This is a genomic window from Vibrio sp. KUL78 (assembly GCF_059725505.1).
In genome coordinates this window covers 1,639,075-1,663,801 of record NZ_AP045838.1, presented here as the reverse complement: position 1 = coordinate 1,663,801, position 24,727 = coordinate 1,639,075, and the positions used below count along the sequence as shown (strand labels likewise).

18 protein-coding genes and 2 pseudogenes are annotated in these 24,727 nt (G+C 44.7%); 9 read left to right on the top strand and 11 right to left on the bottom strand.

Annotated elements, in window-relative coordinates:
- Positions 1–215 precede the first annotated feature (215 nt).
- Positions 216–788: an aldolase/citrate lyase/malate synthase family protein gene (locus tag AC6I8Y_RS23880; protein WP_042474638.1), complete on the bottom strand. Its 573-nt coding sequence runs from the start codon at positions 786–788 to the stop codon at positions 216–218.
- Between the two features lie 156 nt (positions 789–944).
- Here AC6I8Y_RS23880 and AC6I8Y_RS23875 point away from each other — a divergent pair, with 156 nt between their 5' ends.
- Positions 945–2,492: a DUF3612 domain-containing protein gene (locus tag AC6I8Y_RS23875; RefSeq protein ID WP_252016237.1), complete on the top strand. Its 1,548-nt coding sequence runs from the start codon at positions 945–947 to the stop codon at positions 2,490–2,492.
- Between the two features lie 444 nt (positions 2,493–2,936).
- Here AC6I8Y_RS23875 and AC6I8Y_RS23870 read toward each other — a convergent pair.
- Together AC6I8Y_RS23870 and AC6I8Y_RS23865 are read right to left on the bottom strand one after the other, a co-directional pair.
- Positions 2,937–3,347 (bottom strand): annotated as a pseudogene (locus AC6I8Y_RS23870) (methylated-DNA--[protein]-cysteine S-methyltransferase); the annotation flags it as partial.
- Between the two features lie 65 nt (positions 3,348–3,412).
- Positions 3,413–4,793, bottom strand: a pseudogene (locus AC6I8Y_RS23865) (DNA-3-methyladenine glycosylase 2 family protein).
- A gap of 245 nt (positions 4,794–5,038) precedes the next feature.
- Here AC6I8Y_RS23865 and AC6I8Y_RS23860 point away from each other — a divergent pair.
- The 4 genes from AC6I8Y_RS23860 (at position 5,039) to AC6I8Y_RS23845 (ending at position 7,070) form a co-directional block, all read left to right on the top strand.
- A complete protein-coding gene (locus AC6I8Y_RS23860; RefSeq protein WP_394149978.1) occupies positions 5,039–5,434 on the top strand; it encodes a MaoP family protein in 396 nt (131 codons plus the stop codon).
- Positions 5,435–5,608: 174 nt separating this feature from the next.
- On the top strand, positions 5,609–5,977 hold the full coding sequence (locus tag AC6I8Y_RS23855; protein ID WP_498021987.1) for a PAS domain-containing protein: 369 nt from the start codon (positions 5,609–5,611) through the stop codon (positions 5,975–5,977).
- An 8-nt stretch (positions 5,978–5,985) separates the two neighbouring features.
- Positions 5,986–6,510 carry a GGDEF domain-containing protein gene (locus AC6I8Y_RS23850; RefSeq protein ID WP_498023110.1) on the top strand — a complete coding sequence of 175 codons (525 nt, stop codon included), beginning with the start codon at positions 5,986–5,988 and terminating at the stop codon, positions 6,508–6,510.
- A gap of 305 nt (positions 6,511–6,815) precedes the next feature.
- Positions 6,816–7,070 (top strand): antibiotic biosynthesis monooxygenase family protein, encoded by a 255-nt coding sequence (locus AC6I8Y_RS23845; RefSeq protein WP_498021985.1) that lies wholly within the window; start codon positions 6,816–6,818, stop codon positions 7,068–7,070.
- Positions 7,071–7,111: 41 nt separating this feature from the next.
- Here AC6I8Y_RS23845 and AC6I8Y_RS23840 read toward each other — a convergent pair whose 3' ends face one another.
- Positions 7,112–8,743 (bottom strand): polysaccharide lyase 6 family protein, encoded by a 1,632-nt coding sequence (locus AC6I8Y_RS23840; RefSeq protein WP_394149973.1) that lies wholly within the window; start codon positions 8,741–8,743, stop codon positions 7,112–7,114.
- An 82-nt stretch (positions 8,744–8,825) separates the two neighbouring features.
- The gene (locus tag AC6I8Y_RS23835) at positions 8,826–10,610 is read right to left on the bottom strand and encodes a sodium:solute symporter family protein (RefSeq protein WP_394149972.1); all 1,785 of its coding nucleotides are present in this window, start codon (positions 10,608–10,610) and stop codon (positions 8,826–8,828) included.
- A gap of 953 nt (positions 10,611–11,563) precedes the next feature.
- Here AC6I8Y_RS23835 and AC6I8Y_RS23830 point away from each other — a divergent pair.
- The 3 genes from AC6I8Y_RS23830 (at position 11,564) to AC6I8Y_RS23820 (ending at position 15,205) form a co-directional block, all read left to right on the top strand.
- Positions 11,564–13,480, top strand: coding sequence for a methyl-accepting chemotaxis protein (locus tag AC6I8Y_RS23830; protein ID WP_498021982.1), 1,917 nt, complete (start codon positions 11,564–11,566; stop codon positions 13,478–13,480).
- Between the two features lie 151 nt (positions 13,481–13,631).
- Positions 13,632–14,507 (top strand): DMT family transporter, encoded by an 876-nt coding sequence (locus AC6I8Y_RS23825; RefSeq protein WP_498021981.1) that lies wholly within the window; start codon positions 13,632–13,634, stop codon positions 14,505–14,507.
- Positions 14,508–14,620: 113 nt separating this feature from the next.
- Positions 14,621–15,205, top strand: coding sequence for a TfoX/Sxy family DNA transformation protein (locus AC6I8Y_RS23820; RefSeq protein ID WP_498021980.1), 585 nt, complete (start codon positions 14,621–14,623; stop codon positions 15,203–15,205).
- A gap of 52 nt (positions 15,206–15,257) precedes the next feature.
- Here the strand turns inward: AC6I8Y_RS23820 and AC6I8Y_RS23815 are convergent, their stop codons facing one another.
- From AC6I8Y_RS23815 to AC6I8Y_RS23800, 4 genes are all read right to left on the bottom strand, one after another.
- Positions 15,258–16,286 carry a polysaccharide lyase family 7 protein gene (locus AC6I8Y_RS23815; protein WP_498021978.1) on the bottom strand — a complete coding sequence of 343 codons (1,029 nt, stop codon included), beginning with the start codon at positions 16,284–16,286 and terminating at the stop codon, positions 15,258–15,260.
- A 74-nt stretch (positions 16,287–16,360) separates the two neighbouring features.
- On the bottom strand, positions 16,361–17,176 hold the full coding sequence (locus AC6I8Y_RS23810) for a hypothetical protein (protein WP_498021976.1): 816 nt from the start codon (positions 17,174–17,176) through the stop codon (positions 16,361–16,363).
- A 34-nt stretch (positions 17,177–17,210) separates the two neighbouring features.
- Positions 17,211–18,932 (bottom strand): hypothetical protein, encoded by a 1,722-nt coding sequence (locus AC6I8Y_RS23805; protein WP_498021974.1) that lies wholly within the window; start codon positions 18,930–18,932, stop codon positions 17,211–17,213.
- A gap of 65 nt (positions 18,933–18,997) precedes the next feature.
- Positions 18,998–20,557: a chondroitinase-B domain-containing protein gene (locus tag AC6I8Y_RS23800; protein ID WP_498021973.1), complete on the bottom strand. Its 1,560-nt coding sequence runs from the start codon at positions 20,555–20,557 to the stop codon at positions 18,998–19,000.
- Positions 20,558–21,264: 707 nt separating this feature from the next.
- Between AC6I8Y_RS23800 and AC6I8Y_RS23795 the strand changes: the two genes are divergently transcribed.
- Entirely contained in the window at positions 21,265–21,981 is a 717-nt protein-coding gene (locus AC6I8Y_RS23795; RefSeq protein WP_498021971.1) for an oligogalacturonate-specific porin KdgM family protein, read from the top strand.
- 60 nt (positions 21,982–22,041) lie between these two features.
- Here AC6I8Y_RS23795 and AC6I8Y_RS23790 read toward each other — a convergent pair whose 3' ends face one another.
- Together AC6I8Y_RS23790 and AC6I8Y_RS23785 are read right to left on the bottom strand one after the other, a co-directional pair.
- A complete protein-coding gene (locus AC6I8Y_RS23790) occupies positions 22,042–22,770 on the bottom strand; it encodes a 3'-5' exonuclease (protein WP_498021969.1) in 729 nt (242 codons plus the stop codon).
- Positions 22,771–22,773: 3 nt separating this feature from the next.
- Positions 22,774–24,690 carry a DUF294 nucleotidyltransferase-like domain-containing protein gene (locus AC6I8Y_RS23785; protein WP_498021967.1) on the bottom strand — a complete coding sequence of 639 codons (1,917 nt, stop codon included), beginning with the start codon at positions 24,688–24,690 and terminating at the stop codon, positions 22,774–22,776.
- Positions 24,691–24,727: the final 37 nt, after the last annotated feature.

Genomic DNA, 24,727 nt, shown 5'->3' with positions numbered 1-24,727 from the left:
TGACGAACATAATGAACATGTGAACATGTAAGGGGAGCGTCTTTATTCTTTTCGGCGGCATAGCAGCTAACACATTGAAACAACACCATGTAAGACTAGCTGAGGAAAAGCATTACGAGAACCAAAACATTCTCAAACTCCATAAAAAAAGCCCCACTATTAAGCGGGGCAACTACCAAAGGAAAATTCGGTAATAACAAATGTGCTAGCGTGAATTAAAATGCGAAGCTGAAACCAAGGTTATAGTCATCACCATTTTTTGCGGTGTATTCTTTGTCTTCACTGCAAGCACGAGGGCGACCTTGACCATCACCTTTTACTAAACTTACCCAGTGACGAATACCTGATGCATGGCAATTTTCCGACTGACCAAAGGTCGTGCAGGTCTCGAGCTGGATGTCTTCAATCTCGACCAGTTCAAGATTGCCGGTACCTTTTCGGCGACCAATGGTTACCTCTAGGTGCGTACCACTTTCATCTCGAAGCAAAATCGCTTCTGGTGAGCATTTGTCACCAACAAAGGCCACAAAATGCTTAGCACGCTTGAGGCCTGTGTGCTCTCCATTTTTGAAATAAGCCTGAACGTGGCGGTAATCAATCTCATAGCTCACCACATCCTCGTGCGAACCGTTTTCTAATGGAAACAGCGTATCCAGAAGCTGCTTGGCCATTTTTTGCTTTTCCATTTGTTCATCAGCTTTCACCATTTCGACGGCAAACACGGCTTCAGCGATAAAGGTTGAGTGGTTCTTATGTAGTTCTGTTTTATCGAATGTCAGCATGTTCATAGTGTTTCCCTCTTACAGCTGCTAAGTCCAAATTAGAGTAAAAAACCCAAACGGTTGTTTAAATTTATATGCGTTTTGTGATTTGTATACTTTGTAGACTAGCGTGTTTTTGACTACAATTTCACAACAAAAATTTTACAATGTGAATTTTACAAAATGCCCCTGTCAAAAAGTCTAATCCGCCAGTCCCACTTTTTGGGAACCAAGGTCCGTAACTTACGGAAACGTAACCATTTAACGATGGAAGATCTCTCCGCGCGCTGTATTCGAGTCAACCCAGAGTACGCCCCTTCTGTCTCATACCTCTCCATGATCGAGCGAGGAAAGCGTGTCCCAAGTATCGATATGCTCGAGGTCATTGCTGAGGTGTTCCAGAAAGATCCTGCTTGGTTCTTGGACAATGAACCTGAGCCCGATGAGATCACTCCCGTAAAAGGAAATCGGGGTGGGATTAGTGGTATGGCACTGGAGCCAAGTTTTTTATTCTCGAATGACATCCTACAAATAGCCATCCCTGAGATGTTGTCACAAACCGGTATCACCGGACGCCAGTTTGCACATCTACTGATTCGTGCCCATCAAGAGAGTTTGCAGAACCACTTTCCGGATTTAGAGCGTGCGGCTGAAGAAGTAGGATTGAAAAGGCTTAACTTATCTGTCGAAGACCTGATAGATATTGCCAATGATCTGGGTCTGAGCGTTCGCTGGGTCAATCGCACACCTAAAGATGTGGTAGATGAGCTTGGTGTTAATGCCAAACAACTTGTGACTTCTTTCTTCGAGCCACCTGGCACTATCTACTTAAACGAGATACTCAAAGCGTACCCAACGCGTCTTAAATATGACTTGGCGGTATATATCGGCCATCGTATCTTACACAGTGAAGAGGGACTCAAAAGCGTTCTTAGCGTGGGGCATCAAAACAGTTGGGATGACAGTACCCAGAATCAGTCATCTTCGGCGCTCAACTCACAGGACATTCTTCAAGCATGGCGCGATTTCGAATCGAGTTTCTTTGCGGGCGCACTGCTGTGCCCAAAAGTACCTTTCAGACAGTTACTAGACCGCAGCGGCTATGAAATCGATGTGCACAAACGTGTTGGTGTGTCACCATCGGTCGCAATGCGTCGAATGACTGTTGTATCACCTTATCCGCATTGGCACTACTTCGATGCCTACGGGCCAGGTAAACTCAAAGCCGTCTATCGCGGAAATGGTATTCCGCTTCCGTGGGGAAATATGCGAATGGTTAACGACCCATGTCAACACTGGGCAGTATTCCGCCGCCTATCTGAGCCGCAAAATGGATCATCGGCACAGATCTCCATCTTGAATGTTGGCGATGAGCCAAGGATCTACTGCTGCGAGTCGATTAATATGACGGATCCTGCTGGGAACAATCGAGTCTTGTGCGCCGGGATTGACCTTAACCCGGCAATCGACGCCCAAGGCGGCAATGCATTAGAAATTGCTAGCGAGCTTAAGCGATCATGCGTAGAAGGAGGGGGAAGTGTTGCTATTCCTCGCGGTATCAAAAAAGATCTACAAACCGTCGCCAAGATACTCAACATCAATTGGGTTGAGAGAGGAATCGAAGGAGATGCTCGTTTGATTTGTTCTCGCGGGGCGGTATGCCCACGTAAACCTAGTTGTTATGAAGGATGCCAAGATGAATCGGAAAGCCCACTGGGGGATATTTTCTAACGGAGTCATTCTTTTCACAAAAAGCTAGGTTGATAGACAGTCGACCTGGCTTTTTTTGATGTTAAAAAAAGAAAAAAAGCCAGCCACAAATTGTGTGACTGGCTATATACAAGTGTGAACAATAGAGGTTCACTAACAACGTCAGTTGGCTAGGTGACCCTCGGCTTAAAAAGGGTCGCTTTAATTAATGCAGTATGCGTGCCAACTTTTAAAACGTACAATTTTATTGAATTCGGTCAAATATAGACCGCTTTCAGGGAAATAGCGTTCATATTAATTTTGCAATTTGCAAAATTAGATGCAAATTGCAATTGCAACCATTTCCATACTGAAAATAATGATAAATTACGCACTTTGAAAGTTATACTTGTTTCATATGTTAACTATATAGAAATATCTAAGTAGGCTTCATCATTAGACAGTCAAATGATAGGCTCATCGCTGTCAAGAGCTAGACGACTCCAATTCTAGTAACTTTAGTTTTCGTTCTACGCCACCAGCATAGCCCGTTAATTTGCCATCCTTGCCAATCACTCGATGGCAAGGTACGACAATAGAAATTGGATTTCTCCCATTTGCCGTCCCGACAGCTCTTACCGCCTTTGGGTTCCCCACTCGATTGGCAAGCTCTTGATAGCTGATCGACTCCCCGTAAGGGATACTGCACAGCACCTCCCACACCTTGCTTTGAAATTCTGTCCCTTTCGCTGCTAATGGTAATGAAAACTGCTGGCGTGTCCCCGAGAGATACTCCGTCAATTGCGTTGCCGCATCAGATAAAACTGGATGCTCAGGCTGATAGTGACCCAATTCACTTGGCAAAGTCGTATGTTGTTCAAACCAGATACCTAATAGCCCTTCGTCGCTTGCCTGAATGGTAATAGGGCCCAAGTCGCTCTCTAGTATGGTGTAGTAGTTCATTAATAGTGGCTCCAACAATGTAGGGTGGCATAACTCCCCCCAAGGGGAAACACCTTCCTCACTCATCAATTCATTAGTTTTTAGGTATTTTTTAACAATCAGATCTGAGCTCAAGAATAAGTCCGGCTCTGATTGCCCTCGCATCAGTGCGTAGTTAACGGTCCATGGGCCAATTCCCTTGAGCGCTAACCAGTTATTCGGTGAATCATCACAGTGTTCTCGAAGGTGGTTAGCTAAGCGTGCCAGTGTATCTTTACGGCTTTGCGGCATACGTAAAAAGCTCAAATCTGCATTCGACACTGCGCCGGGTGTTGGAAAAACCAATTGACCAGACACACGATAATCAAGCGACTCACTAAGCAGGTTTAACTGACCAATTGCCGCTTTTACCGAAACTTGCTGCCCGAGTACCGCACGAACGCCCGCTTCCCATGTTGACCATACTCCAGGTAGTCTCAATCCAGAGTGAACGATTAACTCGTGATTGATGCCATTCAGATGTGACTCAACCGCGGTGATGTCAGTATCGAGGTCAAACACCCGTCTGATTGTCGTAAGGAGAGTTGACAGTTTAGTGACATCCTCCATTTCAAATTCAATCTTGACGGTTTGCTTGCCCTCATGATCCGCGAAAATCTTGAACCACGCCAAACTGCCGCTGATCTCCACATATCGCTCATAACTTGTATCAGTCACTTTCTCTATGCCACTGATGGCTCTTTTCTGATAAAAGCTGAGTAGTGATTGCCAGTCATAAGCGCCTCTATACGCCAAATAAACAACGTTTCGCGCTTCTTTATCCAAGCCATGACGACGAAGCTGAGAGGGTGTGAGATTCAGCGTCTTCTTAAAGGCATCATTAAACCGCCTAGTACTATTGAAGCCACAAGCAAAACCGATGTCAGAGATCGATAACATACTATGATGCAATAATTGCTTGGCGAACATAAGCTGATGATATTGAGCATATTTTTTCGGCGAAACACCCAGATGTGTTTTAAAGAGCTGGCGGAGATAGCGGCTACTAATACCAAGCCTATCGCTGAGTTCCTCGCAGCTTGATTGGTTCAATGCACCTTGCTCTATCAAGGTTAATGCGCGTCGAAAACTTGTCTCAGCGCCTAGCCAGGCCCAAGAGTTTGGCGCACTTTCTGGACGACACCTCAAACAAGGCCTATAACCGGCTTCGAGTGCCATATGAGCGTTAGTGAAGTACTCCACATTCTGCTCTTTTGGTGGATTTGCCGGGCAGATTGGGCGACAGAAAATGCCTGTAGTTTTGACCGCAACAAAGAAGACACCATCAAATCGTGAATCTCTAGAGAGTCTTGCACTTTGATACTGCTCATTGGTCATCGAGGCTCGATTCAACACCAAAATACACATCCTTATTTTCTATTGATGCCAACAGTGTAAACCAAGCAACTCTATAAACTAGCCATTTTCGGAACTAAATGATGCAAGAAAACCTTCACGGATTGGTCATCTAACCTTCAAATTAACAAGTAAAAGTAACGTCCTAACAGACACTTAAATTTTTCATCGATTAAAATTTAACCAACAGACAAAGCTCTGTCTATACTGTGGCAGAGTTCGATGATAAACGTCATTTTATGAGGGTGACTATGCAAAATGTAGATTTTCGTCTTGGGAAGAAACCGTTCTACGACAACAAACGATTTCGACGTGGATTTGCAAAATCCGGTGATTTTACCATTGCTGAAGAGGAGATCCTGATTCGCTTCGGGGACACAATGAACTTGTTAGAACTGGGAGAACTCTCCCCAGAAACTGACGAAGAACGTCACTTTTTACAGGTTCTATCCGATGAAAAACAAGCGGAAAATAAGCTTGAGAAGACGTGGGTAAAGTATATCCACCTCGCAAGAGACAGGAAAAAGTTTCATACGTTGAATGGTAAAAAAACAGCGGCAGAACCCGCTGATGCTAACATTGACTATGACGACAACGACGATATTGGAGACGATATTGTTGATGACGACTCAACGTCAGATGATTAATATCAGGGCAGTGCGGATACGTACTGCCTTTCTAAACTTATAAAGTTACAGCAAAAATTAGAGTAATAGCTCATTTTTGCCAGTTCGAGCCTCTCCTTTTCATAGTTGCCGTATCACTCGCCGTTGTATCAGTCTAATCTTTTAACTAATAGGATTAACAATACAAGGAAAGCCATGCCCACTACACTGGAAGAGGTATACCAAGTTCTCTCTTGCCTTCCCGACCCTGTTTTCATTCTCAGTGAAGATGGCGACTACGTCGATATTCTAGGGGGCACCGACTCTCAGTCATATCACGATGGCTCTGTGTTAGTAGGACAGTCATTGCATGAGGTACTTCCTAAGGACAAAGCTGACTGGTTTATCAGTCAGATCGTTTTCGCGCTCGATCATAATGAAGTTATCACTGTCGAATACGATTTAGGTGCCTCCGATGTTGACGGGCTGGATGAGGCGTCAGGTCCATCAGGAACACTTAGATTCGAAGGTAAGATCTCTCCCTCTCCTTTACAAGAAATGGACGAAGGGTTGTATGCTGGTTAACCCGAAATATCTCTACTCGATACCACCTCGAAAAACGGCTACGTAAGCAAAGCGAAACCGACTCACTAACTCATATCGCAAACCGACGTTTCTTTTTCGACACCTTGAAGTCAACTTTAGCCAGCAAATCGACAAGCTCGTTGATTCTTTTCGACATTGATTACTTTAAAAACGTCAACGACACCCACGGTCACCTGGCCGGTGACTTAGTGTTGAGACAAATAGCCAAAAGAGTCAATGCTATCATCCGCCCAGAAGATACGTTTGCTCGGGTCGGCGGAGAGGAGTTTGCTGTGCTGCTCCCTACATTAGATCATAAGGCCGCAATGGCGATTGCAGAGCGACTGCGAGACGCGATTGACAGTGATCCATTTCTATTTGAGGGTCAACAGATTCATGTCACAGCAAGTTTTGGGGTCACTATGACTGTCGATAGTGACCAAGATACGAGTGTCTTCTCTCGAGTCGACTCTGCTCTTTATCAAGCAAAACTGCAAGGCAGAAATCAAGTTGTCTGCATGGAACACTGTTGAATAGAAAAATGGGAATCGAAGTAAAGGCGTGCGCTCGATAAGACCCCAACTCATCCACCGATGCAAGATAGTTCATCGCTCGCCAGAAGTGAAGCTAACATTGAACCGCAATAATATATTACAAAATCAGTTGCATACATAATTGATATGCAATTAATTTTCCATATCATTCCTTTCGAAAATAACAAAAGGAAAATGATATGAATATTAAAAAGCCTATTAGCCTACTCGTCGCAGCTTCACTTTCATTCGCTGCAAATGCTTAAGTCGTTCTAATCAACCCGTTTACGGTTCCTGAGGGTCATGTGGAAGAAACACTGGTGTTTTGGGAAACTGCACGTGATTTTTTGCAAGAGGAAGATGGATATGTGTCCACGAATCTTCACAAGGCACTTAGCGAGGGTGCGACGTTTGAGTTTATCAATGTTGCCATTTGGGAAAGTGAAGACAGTTTCAAAAAAGCGACCGGTAATATGCAAGCCTATTTCAAAGAGAATGGCATCAAAGCACCAGAAGGTGTAAAAAATGATCCTGCACTGTATCAAGTGATCAGAAACTAGTAAAAAAGCCGCCACTTTTGAAGTGGCGGCTTTTTTGTTCGCTAGTCGATTAGCTTTTTGCTGTTTACTAACTCATAGCTAGGTCCAGCGGTATCTGCCGTCACAAGCTCTAGCTTCTCTGTATCTGCACCCGCGCCTTGATACTGGTTAAAGCCGTTAGTTACCGTCATTTCTGGTAGTTGAAGTGAATAGCTGCTTAGCTGGTCTTCACCCACTAACGTTTGAGTGTAGAACTCATTCTCGTAGGTCGCATTCACAAGTGGGAAGTCTTCTGTAGCACGTACGCTTACGAACTCAGGATTCTTTGAGTTATCAACAACATTGTTTTTAAAGTTGATATCCACGCCAGCAAAGATATTTTCAACTTCATCGTTGTTAAACAGACTTACGCGGTGAGTTTGGTTACCGTAAACCATGCCCCACTCTGTATCGACAAACGTATTGTTTTCAATATCGATGTTTTTAGGTGTCCATTGCTTGTTGAGCTCTTTGCCCTTCACAGACTGGTCTAGCTGTTCACCATTTTTAACATCGATGATTCCCGTGTTAATCACAACAGCACCGCGTAGGTCAGCATTACCCTCGATCAAGCCATCACGACCACGAGTGTTAGCGATATAGTTGTTGCGGATCACATGGTCTTCATCATAGATACGAATACCACCCGTTAGTAGCTTCTCGTTACCTAGGATAATATTGCTCTCAACCTTGTTGCCTTTGCCGTGACGCAAAGAGATTAGCGCAGCGCTTTCAAAGATAGTATTGCCTGAAATCTCGTTATCACCAGATTTGATCGAGATAAGCTCACGCTCACCATCCATATCTACAAGCAGGTTGTTGATAAACTTAGAGCTTGAATCCCATTGAGACGCTTTTGAATCACCAATTCGAATCGCTTCCCAGCTGTTACCGTTGTATCGAACCGCTTCTTTGATCGCTAACTCATTAAACTGGTTTTGCTTCTGATCAACAAAGATGTTGTTCGCAATCAGGTGGTTGTCAGGAGTCTCATCTTTTTGAACACCGATGAGTGTGCCGCGCTTTTGCTTACCTTCGAAACGGTTGTTGATCACCTTGCCATCTTTACCCCATAGAGAAACCCACAGGTACTTCGGATACTCAGAGCGACGCTCATCAGGCTCGTATGCATAATCGTGGTTGAAGTAGTAGAAGGTCGAGTTTTGCAGTGTATTGCCATTACCCATCATGCGAACGCCACCAAAACGCTCTGCAGGACCACCTTCAGTAAACACGAGGCTATCAAGCGTAATATCATTACCCGTCAGTTCGAACTGAACTAGACCGGTCAGCCACACCTTGCCTTCTGTCTCTGGCTTGATTGTCACACCGTTTGCTTTTACTAGCATGTGACCAAGGTTGCTGTACTTACCGTCAGCGATGGTGATGGTTTCACCGTCTTTGGCATTTTCGATCTGAGCTTTCAGTGCTTCAACTTGCTCAGCAGACACTTCGGTAAGCTCTGCACCATCTACTTTGACCAAACGGTCACTTGAAAGTAGGTAGTCACGCGTCACTTCATTAAATGCAACGGTTTCAGCTGCAACAGAAGCGGCTTGCGATTGAGCGTCGGTATTTGAGTTTGCCCCACAGCCAACCAGGACTGCTGACGAGAAAATTGCTGTCAGCGACAGCGCAATAGCTTTCTTTTTCATAACGAATATATCTATCTCAATGGAACAGGAATAGAGGGAGAAAAAGCGGCCACAACGGCCGCTTAATTTGATGTAAATATGATTACGCGTTGTTCGTTACTGCTTCTGCATCTTCTTGCTCAACAGACTCATCGACTGCTTTCACAAGTAGAAGACCAACAGCAAGTACAATCACACCACACAGTACGAAGATCATGCGTCCCCATAGTGGGTTAGGTAGAAGGAACATCGCCATCACACCAACACCCGCACAAGCAATTAGAGAACCAAGCATGCGACGCTGTTTGTTATCTAGCTTCTTCTGCTCTGTAGACTCAGCTACTAGAGGTGTTGCTAGGTTGTTGAAGAACTTGTCTACATCTTGCTGACGCTCTTCAGATAGTGGCTTGTAGAACAGTGTTGTTAGGCAGAAGAAACCTGCTGTGAACACTAGGTGACCTATCAGACCGATAGCAACTTTCAAGTCAGACCATTCACGACCGGTTAGCGGCTCTAGGTTGAACCAGTTAGCAACCATTTCTGCGTTGATAACGAAACCTACGTAGTAAGAAACAACCGCACCAACCACTAGTGTGCCCCAACCTGCCCAGTCTGGAGTCTTCTTGATGAAGAAGCCACAGAATGCTGGAATAGTCATTGGGAAGCCAATTAGTGCACCTACATACATCATGGTATCGAATAGGCTTAGACCTTTAAGCGAGTTGATAAAGAGTGCAACTAGGATAATCGCAATACCAAAGAAGGTAGACGTTAGCTTAGAAACAACAACCAACTCTTTCTCTGTCGCGTGAGGACGTAAGATTGGCTCGTAGAAGTTCTTAACGAAGATGCCCGAGTTACGGTTTAGACCCGAGTCCATAGAAGACATCGTTGCCGCGAACATCGCTGCGATTAATAGGCCAACCATACCCGCTGGCATGAACTCTTGTACGAAGTATAGGTAAGCAAAATCGCCCGCCTTAGAACCTGCATCTGGGTAATGAGCAGCAAGATCAACACCTTGACCAGCGATGAACCAAGAAGGCATGAACCAAATTAGTGGGCCCATAGTCATTAGGATACAAGCTAGAAGTGCTGCTTTCTTTGCGTTCTTTGAGTCTTTCGCCGCTAGGTAACGGTATGAGTTCAGCATGTTGTTGGTAATAGAGAACTGCTTGAAGAAGATAAAGAATGCCCAGATACCGAAGATGCTTAGGTAGTTCAGGTTGTTACCAGATACGAAAGACGCGCCTTCTTGAGTTGGGAAGTTATTGATGATTTCACCAACACCACCACCTTGAACAATAGCAACGACAGCACAAGTTACAGTTACCGCCATGATGATAACCATCTGCATGAAGTCAGATGCGATTACCGCCCATGAGCCGCCTGTAACTGACATCACTAGTACAACAAGACCTGTCAAAACAATCGTCGTTGTCATGTCGAAGCCAAAGATACCGGATGCAATGATCGCTAGACCATTTAGCCAGATACCAGCAGAAATCACGCTATTTGGCATGCCAGACCAAGTAAACACTTGCTCGTTGAACTTACCAAAGCGCATACGAATCGCTTCGATAACCGTTACAACACGTAGCTGACGGAACTTCGGCGCGAAATAAAGGTAGTTCATAAGGTAGCCGAATGCGTTCGCTAGGAAGATGACTGCAACGGCGAAACCGTCAGCATAAGCTTTACCTGCAGCACCGGTAAACGTCCACGCACTAAACTGCGTCATAAACGCCGTAGCACCGACCATCCACCAAAGCATACTGCCGCCCCCGCGGAAGTAGTCACTGGTCGTGCTTGTAAATGTTCTAAACATCCATCCTATTGCGATTAGAAACAGGAAGTAGATGCCAACAATGGTAGTATTGAGATCCATCTTGAAACCTTTTGATGAGTTATTGGGTTATCTTCACTATACCCTTGCTTCCTTCTTTTTGTAGTACAATATAATTATTGCGTGACCTAGATCGTTAATTGTTAAACCGATATTGTATTACTTATGATCCGCCTCATATTTTTAACCCTAGTGAGATCAATATCACAAAAACCTATGCTAACTCGCTAATTTTTCTCAATATGCAAGATTTTCAGTGGGTTACTAACTAAGAGATCAGTAAGAGACTTTGTAGGAGAGAGTGGATATCTGTAGCAGTTATTGTCAGACATAAAAAAAGACCCTCGCACCACCTGTAATAATGCGAGGGTTAAAACGACATTAGGAGATCCATAGTTAAAGGGGGTGACGCCCACTTCAACTCCGGGGGTAAGTGAACATTGCTCAATCGACAATGCTCTAGTTCTTATCAAGTAGGTTTGGTAATTACCTCTATCGCTTGGGGTCGAACGAGATAATGGGGGTGTTAAGCCGCTTTTTGCGACTCAACAGATTCTTGAGACACACTGTGCTCTCGAACGCTATTAATCTTAATGTATTACAAATAAAATTTATGAGACATAGATCAAGTTTTGGGAACATTCATATTATTCAGATAGCTGAAAAATGACATGACATACCAAGAAACCTTCATAACTGGCTGTTTTGTAGAGCAATTAAGCTCACATTACTGTTCAAAACATCGTTATAAATCTGAGAATTATTTTAGTTATGAGTTGGGTCACAGAACCAAACCGTACATTTATCGTACCTTTATTGTATTACATAACAGTCACTAAATGTTCGTTCTGCATGACCCTTCTCGATGGAATGTCAGGCGGGACGTCTCATAATGACAACCCTTTCAGCAAACCTAAGCTCTGAGCAAACAAAAGCTTTGAGCGAGCCCGGTCTGCTGCGATCAGAATAAATGGAACACGGAGTATTATTCTGCGATGGACAGATTCAACATGGGCTTTAAGTCCAAACTCATATTAGCCCTGACCACCACAACAGCTATCTCGCTTTTAGCCACCAGCTACTTCTCCCACTCTATGCTCAGCGAGCAGGTCAATCAGCGGATATTGTCGGACATCGACCATTCGCTCACCATAGAAGTGAACGAACTTGAAAACACGGTGCAAAGAACCATTGATACTGTCAACGCCGTCGCTCAAGAGTATCAAACCAACAATAACCAAGGCATTCCTAGTGAAAAGTTGATGCATATGGCCTATCGTTTTGGCGGTATCGACAAAATGGTGATTGGGTTTGACGACGGCTCCTCTTTTACCTCACGTCCGTCAGAGTCATTTCCTGATGGTGTCGGTATCAAGAGCAAGTACAATCCAACTGAACGCCCCTGGTATCAAGATGCGAAGAGACAGAGTGGTTTGTCTTTAAGTGACGTGTTCTTTACCAAGAGCGACCAGACCCCAATGATCGGTGTCATGTACTCATTGGGTAATGGTGTCATCATGGCAGATATCCGATTCAACGATGTTCAGCAAAAGCTCACAGAGCTCGAAACCATCAGCAATGCGACCGCCTTTGTTATCGATGATAAAGGTATGGTTATCGCCTCAACATTAGAAGGTGTAGAACCTCAGCGCCGCGTTCAAGATTCAGTTATTGCTGCTGACGTAACGAGTATCATCCGCCAGCCAGAGCAGTTTTCTGAACTCAAACTGGCAGGTCAAGATTTACTGGCAATTTCAAAACCAATTGAGCTTGGCAAACAGACCACATGGCAGATGGTGGTCGCTCTAGACAAGTCCCTAGCTTTGTCAGAACTTGATAGCGCCAGCCAAAAATCGATGATGATTATTATTGTGGCACTACTGGCAGCTCTGGCAATCGTCGTACTGGTTCTGAACAAACTCTATCAACCTATCGTATCGCTCAAGGCGATCATTGAAGATCTCGCCAAAGGGAACGGTGATCTAACGCAAAGGCTTGAAGTCCGTTCAAGCGATGACCTGGGTAAGATTGCTGAGGGCATCAACCGATTTATCGACGGATTGCAGGCCATGCTTAAAGAAGTGCAAACCTCGACCCGAGATTTGGGCACAAAAACGCAACTCATCGAGTCTAGCTGCCAAGATACCCACACAACACTCGATACCCATACTAACGAGACAACTCAGATAGTCACTGCCATTGATGAGCTATCCCACTCATCGGTCGAAGTAGAAAAACACTCGCGAAGTGCAGCAGATGCCGCACAAACAGCGTCTGGCCTGAGCAACGAGACCAAAGTCATCAATACCTCCACTCAGCAGCACATTGCCGATTTAGAGCAACAAATAACGGCAACCTCAAGCGACATCTCCCAGATGGCCCTTGAGACACAGAGTATCCAATCCATCGTCAATGTGATTGGTGGAATCGCTGAACAAACCAACCTGTTGGCACTCAATGCCTCTATCGAAGCGGCACGTGCCGGTGAACATGGTCGAGGATTCGCTGTCGTTGCAGATGAAGTTCGCGCACTCGCTAACCGAACTCAAGTCAGTACTTCAGAGATAGAAGCAGCACTGACTAAACTTCAAGAGCAATCTGACAGCTTAGTTCAGTCAATTGAGCAAACCAAACACAACTGTGAGGGAACACGTCAGCAAGTCGATCAGTCGATGGAAATGCTCGAAACTCTCGATCAACAAATCGAGACCATCAGCCGCTTTAACGACGAAATCTCAACCTCTTCCAGTGAGCAAAACACAGTGATTCAAAGCGTGAATCGTAACATTCACCGAATCAACGACATCGTCAACGAGCTCAATCAGCTCAGCGACAAGCAAGTTGGAGAGTCTCAAGAGGTGATTGCACTTAACAGCAATGTCGTAGAGCTAGTGGGACGCTTTAAAGTTTAATCGCGCTATCTACACTGCCCCTAGAACAACCTATCTGCCCTCTGTTTTTTGACAACAATAGAGGGCACTTTTTTGCCTATAAAAAAAGCAAGCTTTTCGACAAAACCTAGGTTATTATCCGCGCCCTAGTTTTGTATTACAAATATTCTCAATGTCCAAACACGCGAATCAAGCTATTCTACTTTTGGTGCTTGCCAACCTACTCGCCTCCTTTTCAGACGTATCGCTAAAAGTGCTCAACGGTGAGGTACCTACCTTTCAGTATGTGTTTATCAGGCAAGTACTTAGCGTGCTCTTGTTGTTTCCTATTTGGATACGTTTGCCTCGTCAAACTCGTATGGATGGTTGCGGTTCTATCGCTTTTTTACGCGCTCAGTTTATCCTTGGTGGTAGTGCCTGTGCGATGGTGGCCATCACTCACCTAACGCTTGCGACAGCAAATGCGATGTTTTACGTGGGCCCTATTCTCATGATTCCACTCGCCATGACGCTGCTAAAAGAGAGACCAACCAAGGATAAGGTCATTGCGACGTTGATCGGCTTCAGCGGCGTCGTGGTGGTACTTAGACCTGAGCATTTCCATTGGGCAGCCATCGCCGGACTAGGAAGCGCATTAGCAATGGGTGTAAGTAACATACTGGTGAAAAGACTGCCCGCGGAGCAGCATATCGTCTCGACGCTGTTTTGGACCGGGGTGATGACCCTTCCAGTTGCCCTCATTTTAGCAGTGCAACAGTGGCAACCACTCAACCTCGTCCAGCTCGGATGGATAATGGCGATCAACCTATTTGTATTGGGTTATCATGCGTTGATCGTTATCGCCTATAAAAAGGCACCAGCCAATCAGATCGCACTTGCTGAATATTCAGGTCTTGTGTTTGTGACTCTATTTGGCGTGATGTGGTTTGATGAAATACCTGACGTTCTAACATTTATTGGGATTCTATTAATCGTATTGCCTATGATGCCAATCAACTGGAAAAAACGCCTCAGCACCTCGAAAGAGGCCATTAACATTTCGAATTAATTCAGATCACAGAGTGGTGATATAACTTCACCACTCTGAATATTTCCCATCTATCCATGATGCATTATTGATATAATCATCACTGAAAATAACAACTCATGGATGAATGATCGATGTCACAATATACAATCTCTTCTATCCTACCAAAATTAAAACATTCGAATCTATTTGGAGAACTTACATCAAAATCTATGTTTGGTGGTTTTGGTATTTTCTCTGATGGGAATATCTTTGCTTTAATTAGTAAAGGCAAAGTATTTCTACGTATTCCAGAAACTAACGTTGCTGAGACTCCGATAGAGCAGAGATTCAGCTATGAGAAACAAGGGCAAATAGTCACTACACGCTATCAGAGCTTTGAACCTGATAGTGACGAGCAGCTTGTAAAAGATTGCCGAACAGCTTTAGATCAGGCAATGCAAGAAAAAGAACAGCAGCAAAACAATGATATCGTTCGCATAAAAGACCTGCCAAACATGAAATACACCACAGAACGGATGCTCGCCAAAGCTGGTATCAAGACCATTGGTCTACTGCGCGTTCGAGGCGCAGTGGGCGCATACCGAGCGCTAGCTAAGTGCCATAAAAATGTTAGTGAGCAATTACTTTGGCAGATTGAAGGTGCACTGACAGGCATGCATTGGATGGTTATTCCAGATAAGCGTAAGAAAGAGCTGCTCGCAAAAGTGAGGCGCTAGTTAAAAAGAAGGTCGATGTAATTACATGTATCGACCTTCTTTATTTGCAGTGTTAGTGAGATGTGTGGCTGATTTCCACCTCAGAGAAGCTTACTTCGAACAGCTCACCCGCATACTTTTCATCTGGTCTAAATTGAGGGTAGATCCCCGCCTTAAAGTAATAAGCCACGTCTGCGTCGGCCCAGCCCTCAGCTAGTGTAACAGTGCCATTATTGGTGTCATGGTACTCCTCTCCCCAAGCAAGTGCGTGTTGCTTAACATTGCTGCCGTCGGTATCTGAAGTTCTCATCACAATGCCGTTACCATCCACTGTTATCTCGTAGTTCCAATCCATGTTGGCAGGATAGGTACCAAGGTTAACGCTAAACGACCAATCCTTACATTCCGGATACTTCGACGTGCCCTCTTCGCAGCTTTGATTATTCTTATAGAAGTCTTTGTTGAGTATGGCTCGTACCGGTTTTGATGGACCGTCCCATTGAAGCTTTACTAACGCCTGCTTAATCTTCCATCCGTGAACCTGCCCCACGATGACTTTAGGCTCTTGCCCGGAGATATTTGGATACTCGTCAACGCTTACCGTAGACTTTAAGGTATGGTGTTGAGTATTCGTCGCCTTATCATCGATAAACCAACTTGTGTTGCTTGAGCTGGTACTGCACGTTCCAATACGTTGAGCGTTAAATAGCTCTCTTAACTCAGAGCGTATGTAATTGGAATTAGCCGTCGTGGTTCCAAATCCCATGTTAGCCCGAAACACCATTCTCTCGTCTTCAACTTCAAAGAAAGTGACGTCATGCGGTTTGTGGTAGATCACCGAATCGTTACTCAGCACGTCCTTGCTCGATACGCAGTGCTGGGGCTCTAGTTCAGCTGCACTCGTGCCGCCACTGCCGTACCAATCATCTTTACTAGCAGGAATGGTTATTTTCCATTGGTCGATATCCCAGGCGTATTCACCTTCATTTGGTGGAGAACCCTCTTCCGGTGGAATGGTACCGCCTAATGAGGAATCACTATTACATCCAGTCATCAGCAAAGAGCCCAGCATTAAGCTTAATAATTTTGTTCTATTTTCCATACTTCTATTCACAAAAAAGAGCGCAACGAGTAGGTCTAGTTCCTCGCTACGCTCCCATCTTATTTACCTAATTATTAGAAACGATATTTGTAGCCAAACTCGATGGCGTTATCGCGCTTGCCATACCAATCGTACGCGCTGTTTGCATGGCTATCTTTAAGCAGTTTTTGCTTTAGCTTAAACTTGCCATAAAATGCATGGGCGCGCGCTTCTGGTAGACGATACTCGGCGCTAAACTCGTTCTCCATCGCAAAGCGTTCGTTGTTGTCGTATACGTGTTGCTCGACACCACTGCTATTCTCGAACGAAGAGACTTTTTGTAGGAAAATCGCATCCCAAACGAACGTCCAGCTGTTCCAACGATAGGTTAGCCACAAGTCGTAACGCATCTCTTTGTTGAAGTCTTCACGGTCGCTACCCGGCTTAAGGTTGCCACTACTGTCATAGCTATCTAGACGCAAGCGGTCGATGTTTTGTGAGTAACGAGCACGTACTTTCGCATCGAAGTTACGTGTAAAGCGGTAACCATAGAAAGCACCGACACGTACGTTTCTTGCTGTATCTTTCAACTGATAATCCAGTACCGGACCAGCTTGGTGCTCATTACGATCCCCCCAACGATGACGGTAATCGGTTTTGAACGTCAGCTCATACTGCTCTGGCGCGTAGCCTGTCTCGTACTTATCTTTGCTGCGGTCATACTGCCAAACTTGCTCAAAGCCAAATTTAAAGCCGTTATCCATACGGTGGCCAAACTCGAACTTAGGGCGATCAGTACGACCATCTAATAGTTTGTGTTCCCATTTAACGGTAATGGTGCTGTCGGCTGCAAATACAGCACCAGAAGACATCGCAAATACACCAGCTGCTAGGGCTAATTTCTTCATCATAATATTCTCTATATAAATTCTTGTTATTTTCGAATTATCTTAAGTTGAACGTATTATCCGTTCTTACATCACCATTCTCACTGGTTACCGCATCATCGGTAGCAAAAATAGAAACGACGCGGTCTTTACCTGACCCTGCTGCTGCAGATAGGTCCTGATAGTAGCCTTCAAAATGGTTGCCTTGAATATATACGTTGCAGTTATCAGCAGTTTGATTTCCGCCTGATGAATTACCTATTTTTATTGCGGCAGTTTCTTTATCTCCACTATCATCAATAGTGAAATTATTATTCTCTAAACGGATTCCAAGTCTATTTGCCGCTTTATTACATGGAGTATAAAAGGCGTTATTCTGAATATTAGATTTAAGGTTTACAAAATCACTATTCGAAATATGGACATGACCTGCGGAATATACCCAGCTAGATTTTTTGTAAAGACCATCTTCGGTAATCGCACTTGAATCAAAGTACAGGCTATCTAGGATAACTGGCGCATTTTCGTCAGATGCTATTTCTTCAATGGTGATAGCACCACGGCGACCATCGCTGTCTTCAGTACTGCACTCAGCACCAATCGCGCTGTTATTAAAGTTAACGCCAATGACAGAAGCACCTGGCGCCGTTACTGTAATACAAGCACTACCGCTTATCGTCGCAAAATCTTCACCATCCAACGTCACTGCTTTGTTTAAGGCAATAATGCCGCTTGAGTAATCGCCATCCGCTTTAAGAGTAATCACATCACCCATACTCGCAGCCGCAATCGCCTCATTGAGCGCTTCTATGTCGTTGTCTGGATCCGTTGGAGGAGGCGAACCTACATCGGTATAGGTGTTATCTGAAATGATGTTGGCACCTGTTGTATCACCGTCGATAACAGCAGCGATAGTGTCTTCCTGTGCTGTCTCTTCAATGGCAAAGCCAGTGAAGCTGTTGTCAGTAATCTTCGCGGCACACTGCTTACCATCAAATTGTCCAGCTACTACCCCTGGGATGTTTGCCGAATCAGCAACCAAAGCGACCGTATTGTTTTCAAAGGTCGGGTTTCCAAGTCTCGCGCTGCCACCATTGATTTTGTTACTACCACAGTTCAGATAGAGGATACCTGTTGCGGTATTGGCTACGGTTTTATTACTAAACTCGCTCTCCGATACATTGACCAAACCACGAGAGTAGATCCACGCTGTCGGTGCGCTTGTTGACTCTGCAAAGCTTGCTCCATCAAACGTTAGGTTTTTCAGGTAAACCGGCGTGTTGCCATCGCCGACTTTACCAATATTAATGATAGAGCGAGATGTATCTTCCGTACCACACGTGGAAAGCTCTACACCTTGGAACTTAATGTTATGCAGTGTAATACCCGTGGTACCTTTTAGAATTTGGTCAGCGCTTGACGGAACATCGATACAAGTTGCACCGCTGATCACCGCTTGATTCTCACCATCTTCGCTGAGATCACCATCAACAGTGACCGATGTTAGCGTGAGAGGCTTTTCAAGAACCACTGTCCCCATTGAGGCATAGTCACCGCCTTCTTTAAGGCCGATGATTTCGCCCTCTTTCGCTGCAGCAATTGCAGTAACAAGCTCAGCAGCGTTTTCAACAATAACATCAACACCTTCAATCGGTGGATTGCCGCCACCTGGCTCTTCTGGAGTTTCACCACCAGGAGGCTCATCATAAAAGTTACAGCCAGAAAGGGTCCCTGCAGTTAACGCCACTGCAATTAGCGTAGATAAAGTCTTAAGCTTCATATTGTAAATTCTCTTGGGTTAAGAGGCCCAAGGCGAGCCTCTAAAATAGTAGGGATTACTGAGAGTTATTTGGTGATACGGTAGCTAGCACCAGTGTCATTCATGGTGAGTACAGTCAGGTTACGAGCGCCACCTTCAAAGTTGGTTGCTTCTAGCAAGCCATTCTCTGCTGGGGCAAACTTAGGGTCGCGATACAACACACCTTCCCATGGGAGTTCAGTACCTGTCACTGGACCAAAGTAGATGTCATTGTCGTAAGTTGGATTCACAAGCGCGGCAATAGAGTCGTTACCTTTCAGCGCAAGGCTATTTGATACGCCTGCGTAAGAGATGTTGTTTCTAAAGGTCACGTCTGTGCCGGCAAAAACCGTAGTCACTTTTGAGTTATCGTAGAGGCTCACGCGGTGACGCTTATCTGAGTAAAGGAAGTTCTGACGCGAATCGATGATTGAGTTATTCTCAATCGTGACATTATAAGGCGTCGCTTGTTTATTGAGCTCTTTACCCTTGACGTCTTGCGATAGTGTCTCGCCGTTAGCAACATCTGTAATACCCGTGTTGATCGCAATGCCGCCACGTACATCACCAGTACCCATTACGCGCTCGATATAGTTGTTACGAATCACGTGACCAGCATCGTATAGACGAATACCACCGCTGAAGCGCTTGCCGTTACCAAGGATAACGTTGTTCTCAACCGTGTTATTTACACCGTGACGCAAAGAGATCATGGATGCGTTATCAATAAGTGTATTGTTACGTACCACGTTGCCCGCTGACTTGAGTGAAATCAGTTCCGTCTCACCATCACTCTGTAAGAATAGATTACCTTCAATAGTCGTCTCTGATGGGTAAATTGAACTCTTTGAATCACCCAGACGAATTGCTTCCCAACTATTTGAGTTATAGCGTTTTGCTTCTGCTATATCGAACTCGTTATATTGGTTATGTTTCTGGTTATAGAACAGATTGCCCTTTATCAAGTGGTGATCGGCGGTTTCATCGCCTTTAGCTTTCTGTACACCAATCAAGGTGCCACGCTTGTGTTTACCTTCAAACGTGTTGTTCACAAGCTGGTTGTTCTTACCATACATAGCAATCCAAAGTGTTTTTGGATACTCAGAACGTCGATCGTCTGGCTCATACGCATAGCGGTCATTGAAGTAGTAGAACGTTGAGTTCACCAATTGGTTGTCATTACCACGGAAGATAATGCCACCCATACGCTCTGCCGGACCACCATCGGTAAAGACTACGCCTTCCAACTTGATATTGTTGCCACGTAGATTGATCTGAACCAGACCTGTTAGCCAGGCTTTACCCGCCTCTTCAGCTTTAATCGTCACGTTGCTGGCAGTAATGTCGAACTGGCCAAGGTCCTCATATTGTCCAACAGGGATGATCAGTTCATCGCCATCTTTCAGATTGAGTAGCTGACTCTTTAAGCCTTCTGCATCGCCTTGTGGGATCTCGCTGGCTGCAATAAAAGGTTTGGTATTGGTTGCAAGCAGCGTTTCGGTATCTAAACCACGTTCTGCAGCTGAAGTCACTTCACTTGACCCAGTCGAGCTACATCCAGCCATAGTTGCCGCTGCTATCATCAATGCCACAAGATTCTTTTTCATCTAAAACTCCTCATTTGTATGATGATATTTTTTATTATTTTTTTAGCTACGACTGTGACATCAGACATAATTCCATTTATGAAATATATATTTACATCCGTGAATATCATTTAGAGTGATGCGCCATGAACTATAAGTCATTGATTTAACTAAATCAGACAAGGATAAATGGAAAATAGATCACATTTTATAATTTTTTGGGAACGTTGAATTAGATCACATGAAGTGCAAAGGGAGTAGAATGATAAGTTCGTGCTACTTAGAATTTTTTGTCCTACATATTTATGAAATTGTTAAATCGATGCTATCAAGCATTAGCATTTACTGTACGGGCGACGTTAATGATAATTGGCCTAATTGAGCTTGATTGAAAACTATTATCACCTAAAAGCTAAATCTCTAAGCTATTGCCTCTGAAGCTAGGAGACCTTCACTGGCACGCGAATTTAGTTTTGTAGTATAAATTGTCCTAAAACCTTCATTATGTACATCACATTTCTATCCATAAAGGCAATCGAGCACCTCACAACCAATTAGAAAAAATAGCCATTAAAATAAGTAGCTTAACTAAAATCCACGCTTTCTCCCATTCTAAAGAGACCTAAAACCCACCGTACTTGGCGATCTAAGTCACATAAAAATGGCGTTTATAACAGTAATATATTTGTCATACATTATCACAAACAAATAAACCTTAAGGGCTATAGATGAGCACTCTAAACAAAGTAACAGTGGCATTAGTTTCTGTGTTCGCAACGGCAGCAGTAACCGCTGCTTCTCTCGACTTACGTCAAGAATATAAGCATGACGATGGTAGTTACGCTAGCCGCGTTAAAATCGGTTCAAGCGTTGGTAACCACTACTTCGGCGTTGAAGCTAAACAAAAAGGTAAGCCTTTCTCTGACCTAGAGGCTGGAGACAACGAATTCGAGTACGGCTATAACTTTAACCTAGACGAACACTGGCGCATCCAAACTTCTATGCCTATCACTTTCGGTGGCGGTCAAACCACTTATAAGCCTCAAGTTCGTGTTCAATACAAATTCGATAGCGGTCTAACGGCTAAAATGCGCTACCGTCACGAGTTCCGCAACTATGCGGGTGACAACACAATAACAGGCCGTGATGGTGAGCAACACGGTTCATTGAACCGCAGCAAACTGACGGCTAACCTAGATTACAACTGGAACAACTGGCAGTTTGGCGCTGAAGCAAACTATGCAGAAGATGTATTCAACAAAGACTGGCGCATGGGTACCAACGAGCGCTACGAGTGGGATTACAACTTCAAGATTGGCTACAAAGAATCAGATTGGGCGTGGAGACCATATGTTGAGTTTGGTAACGTTCAATGTACTAGTAGCGATGTATGTGACTCAGGTCGTCAGCTACGTAGCCGTGTCGGTGTAACGTACAGCTTCTAAGAAGCACTTTGGGAACAGATCGAAAGAGGCGCTGAAATCAGCGCCTCTTTTTTTGTTTCATTACTGGCTCAAGCGATAGAGCTTACCGATGCTAGGGTGCCCTTTGTTATACAGTCGGTTGGATTGCGCCAAGAAAAGCTCCGCTGTTGCGATAGCATCTATTAGTGCCTCATGACCGTTGTACTCAGGCAGTCCATATCGCTCGCGAGTTTCCGATAATCGAACATCAATATCCGCTTCTTTATTCACCGCGACCGCCATTGCTTTCTCCATGGCTAGAGTGTCTAGCCACATCACAGGCAAGCCATTGATGCCATACTTTTCGTGTAGATATTCATTCACGAACTCAGATTCAATCATGGCACCATGCGCAATCAATACCTTGTTTTTCGCCGCTTCAAACAGCTGCCACATTGCGCTGTCCAGTGAAACGCCATTTTGCAGCATCTCTGGCACAATATGGTTGATGATAGCGGTCTCTGCTTTGACTTTATCTGGAGTTTCGATAAAAAGCTGTCTGGCAGTATGAACATTGATGGTCAAGTTACTCACTTCAACCCACCCCATACTTAGAATGCTGTTCCCTTTGGCGTCGATGCCCGTGGTTTCAAAATCGACCACTAGATACTGCAAGGAGCTAGAATCCGTATCCATATCCGGCGCAGACTCACTCAGAATCGACGACACCTCTTTGGGCACTGAGTTATCGCCTAGATATTTCTCTCGCTCTTTTAAGTAATGGTTGTAGACGTGAAACTGGTTCATCACCTGTTTGAGTATGCCTACCATCGATTACATTCTCCCAGCAAAGCGGACTTTTGCTGCCTCTTGCAGTGACGAGATAATTCTAAATGCATCTTTTAGATTACCACGCTCGAAACTACCAAATGAGTCCGGATTGATATGGTTATCCGGCTCTTCTCCTTTTTTGAGCGCTTCGAGCTGATGATGTTGTCTAAACATCAGGATATATTGATAGGTGTTAAGAATATTCTTGTAAGCATCTTCGCTCAACATGCCACGCTCATTGGCTCGGGTAAAACGCTCTTCAGTATTAGAAGAGTCACACTCAACTGCAAGCCCGTAGATACGTGCTAAATCGATAATTAGGTTGATGGCGTACTTCTTAATATCAAGCGTCTTCTTGTTCTCTCCGGTCTTCTCTAATACCAGTTTGTTGAATACACCAAGCGGAGGCTGAGTATTAATTGCATCACGAGTCAAAATACCGAGGAATTCGCGGTTGGCACGGATGTTGGCGTGGAGTTCATCGCGCAGAATCTCTGCGTAACTCGCCTCACCGTAAACACAGCGAATCTCTAAGAACACACTGATGTTGAGAAGGCGTTCGTATTCTGGGTTAGCGACCCATTTCTTGTAGTAATGTTTCCAAGTCGACAGCGGTTGACACCACTTTGGCGTAGCAGCCATAAACTTACCTGGACACAACGGATAACCGCATGCAGCAAGACCATTAGCGACATACTGCGACAGATGGCGGAAATAAACTTTGTCGCTCTCCGTTGCATCATCACTGAGCACCAGTGCATTATCTTGGTCTGATAACATGTGCACTTCATTACGAGCATGAGAGCCCGCCACTATCCAAGAGAACTTACAAGGCGGCTCACCAAGCTTATCAATAGCAATCTGAATAAGCCTACGATTGTACGCATCCATGATCATCGACATCACACGTCCGATGATATCTGGTGCTACGTTGCCATCAACCAAGGCTTCAAAAATGGCTTGGCGCTCTGTAGTAAAGCTCGCCAAAGAGCGGACACTATTCGCGTATTTAATCTTTTCAATCAGGAAGATAGCCTGCATTCGGTGATTTTGAACCAGATGAGAAGTGGTCAGCAATCCTACTACCTTGCCCTCTGATACAACGGGCAGACCACGGACATTATGCTGCATCATAAGCGAAGCCGCGTGTAACACCAGATCATCTGGACTGACGGTTAGAGGCGCCGTCGTCATGACCTCTTTGATCGGCGCGCTTGGATCATACCCTTCAGCGATCACACGCTTTGTCATGTCTCGATCGGTAATGATCCCCACTAATTTGCCGTCATCACAGATCACCGCGGTCGATGAACGCTTTACAATCCGCATCTCATGAGCGACATCCTTAATGGATGTCGAGGCATCAACAATGGCAATCACACCACTGGCAACATCCGATACCTTTTTGATGAACAACCCTTTCTCTTTGTTCGACCATACGACGTCCAGGGCTGACTTTAAGCGGATTTGAGCCTGTGAGGCGAAGTGCTCTGCATACTCAGGATTGGTTTTGAAGATTCTCTCAAGCGTTGCGTGTGGAATAAGGTACAGAAGTGTATTTTCCATCGCCACCGCATGATAACCGCTCTCAGACGTTACGTTATCGTCTAGAAAGGTAAAACCAAATAGGTCTTCAGAGCCTAATCGAGCACGCAGAACACCGTCAGCTTGTCGCTGCTCCATGGAGCCGGTACGAATTACATAGAGGTATTTGTGCTTTTTGCTTTCACCCTCAATGTGAGGCTGTGAGTCATCCACCGGGCCTACCTGTTCACCGCAGGGATCGATCGTATCACCTTTACCCAAATAGGTAATTTTGATCTCAGAGGCGACTTCACGAACTAACTCTTTCGGAAGCTTATCAAAGGGATCAATATTACAGAGAAACTGAGTAATATTGGGTAGCAAGGCGTTCGGCATAACTGGCTCCAATGGGTTTATTTTGTATTATTATATC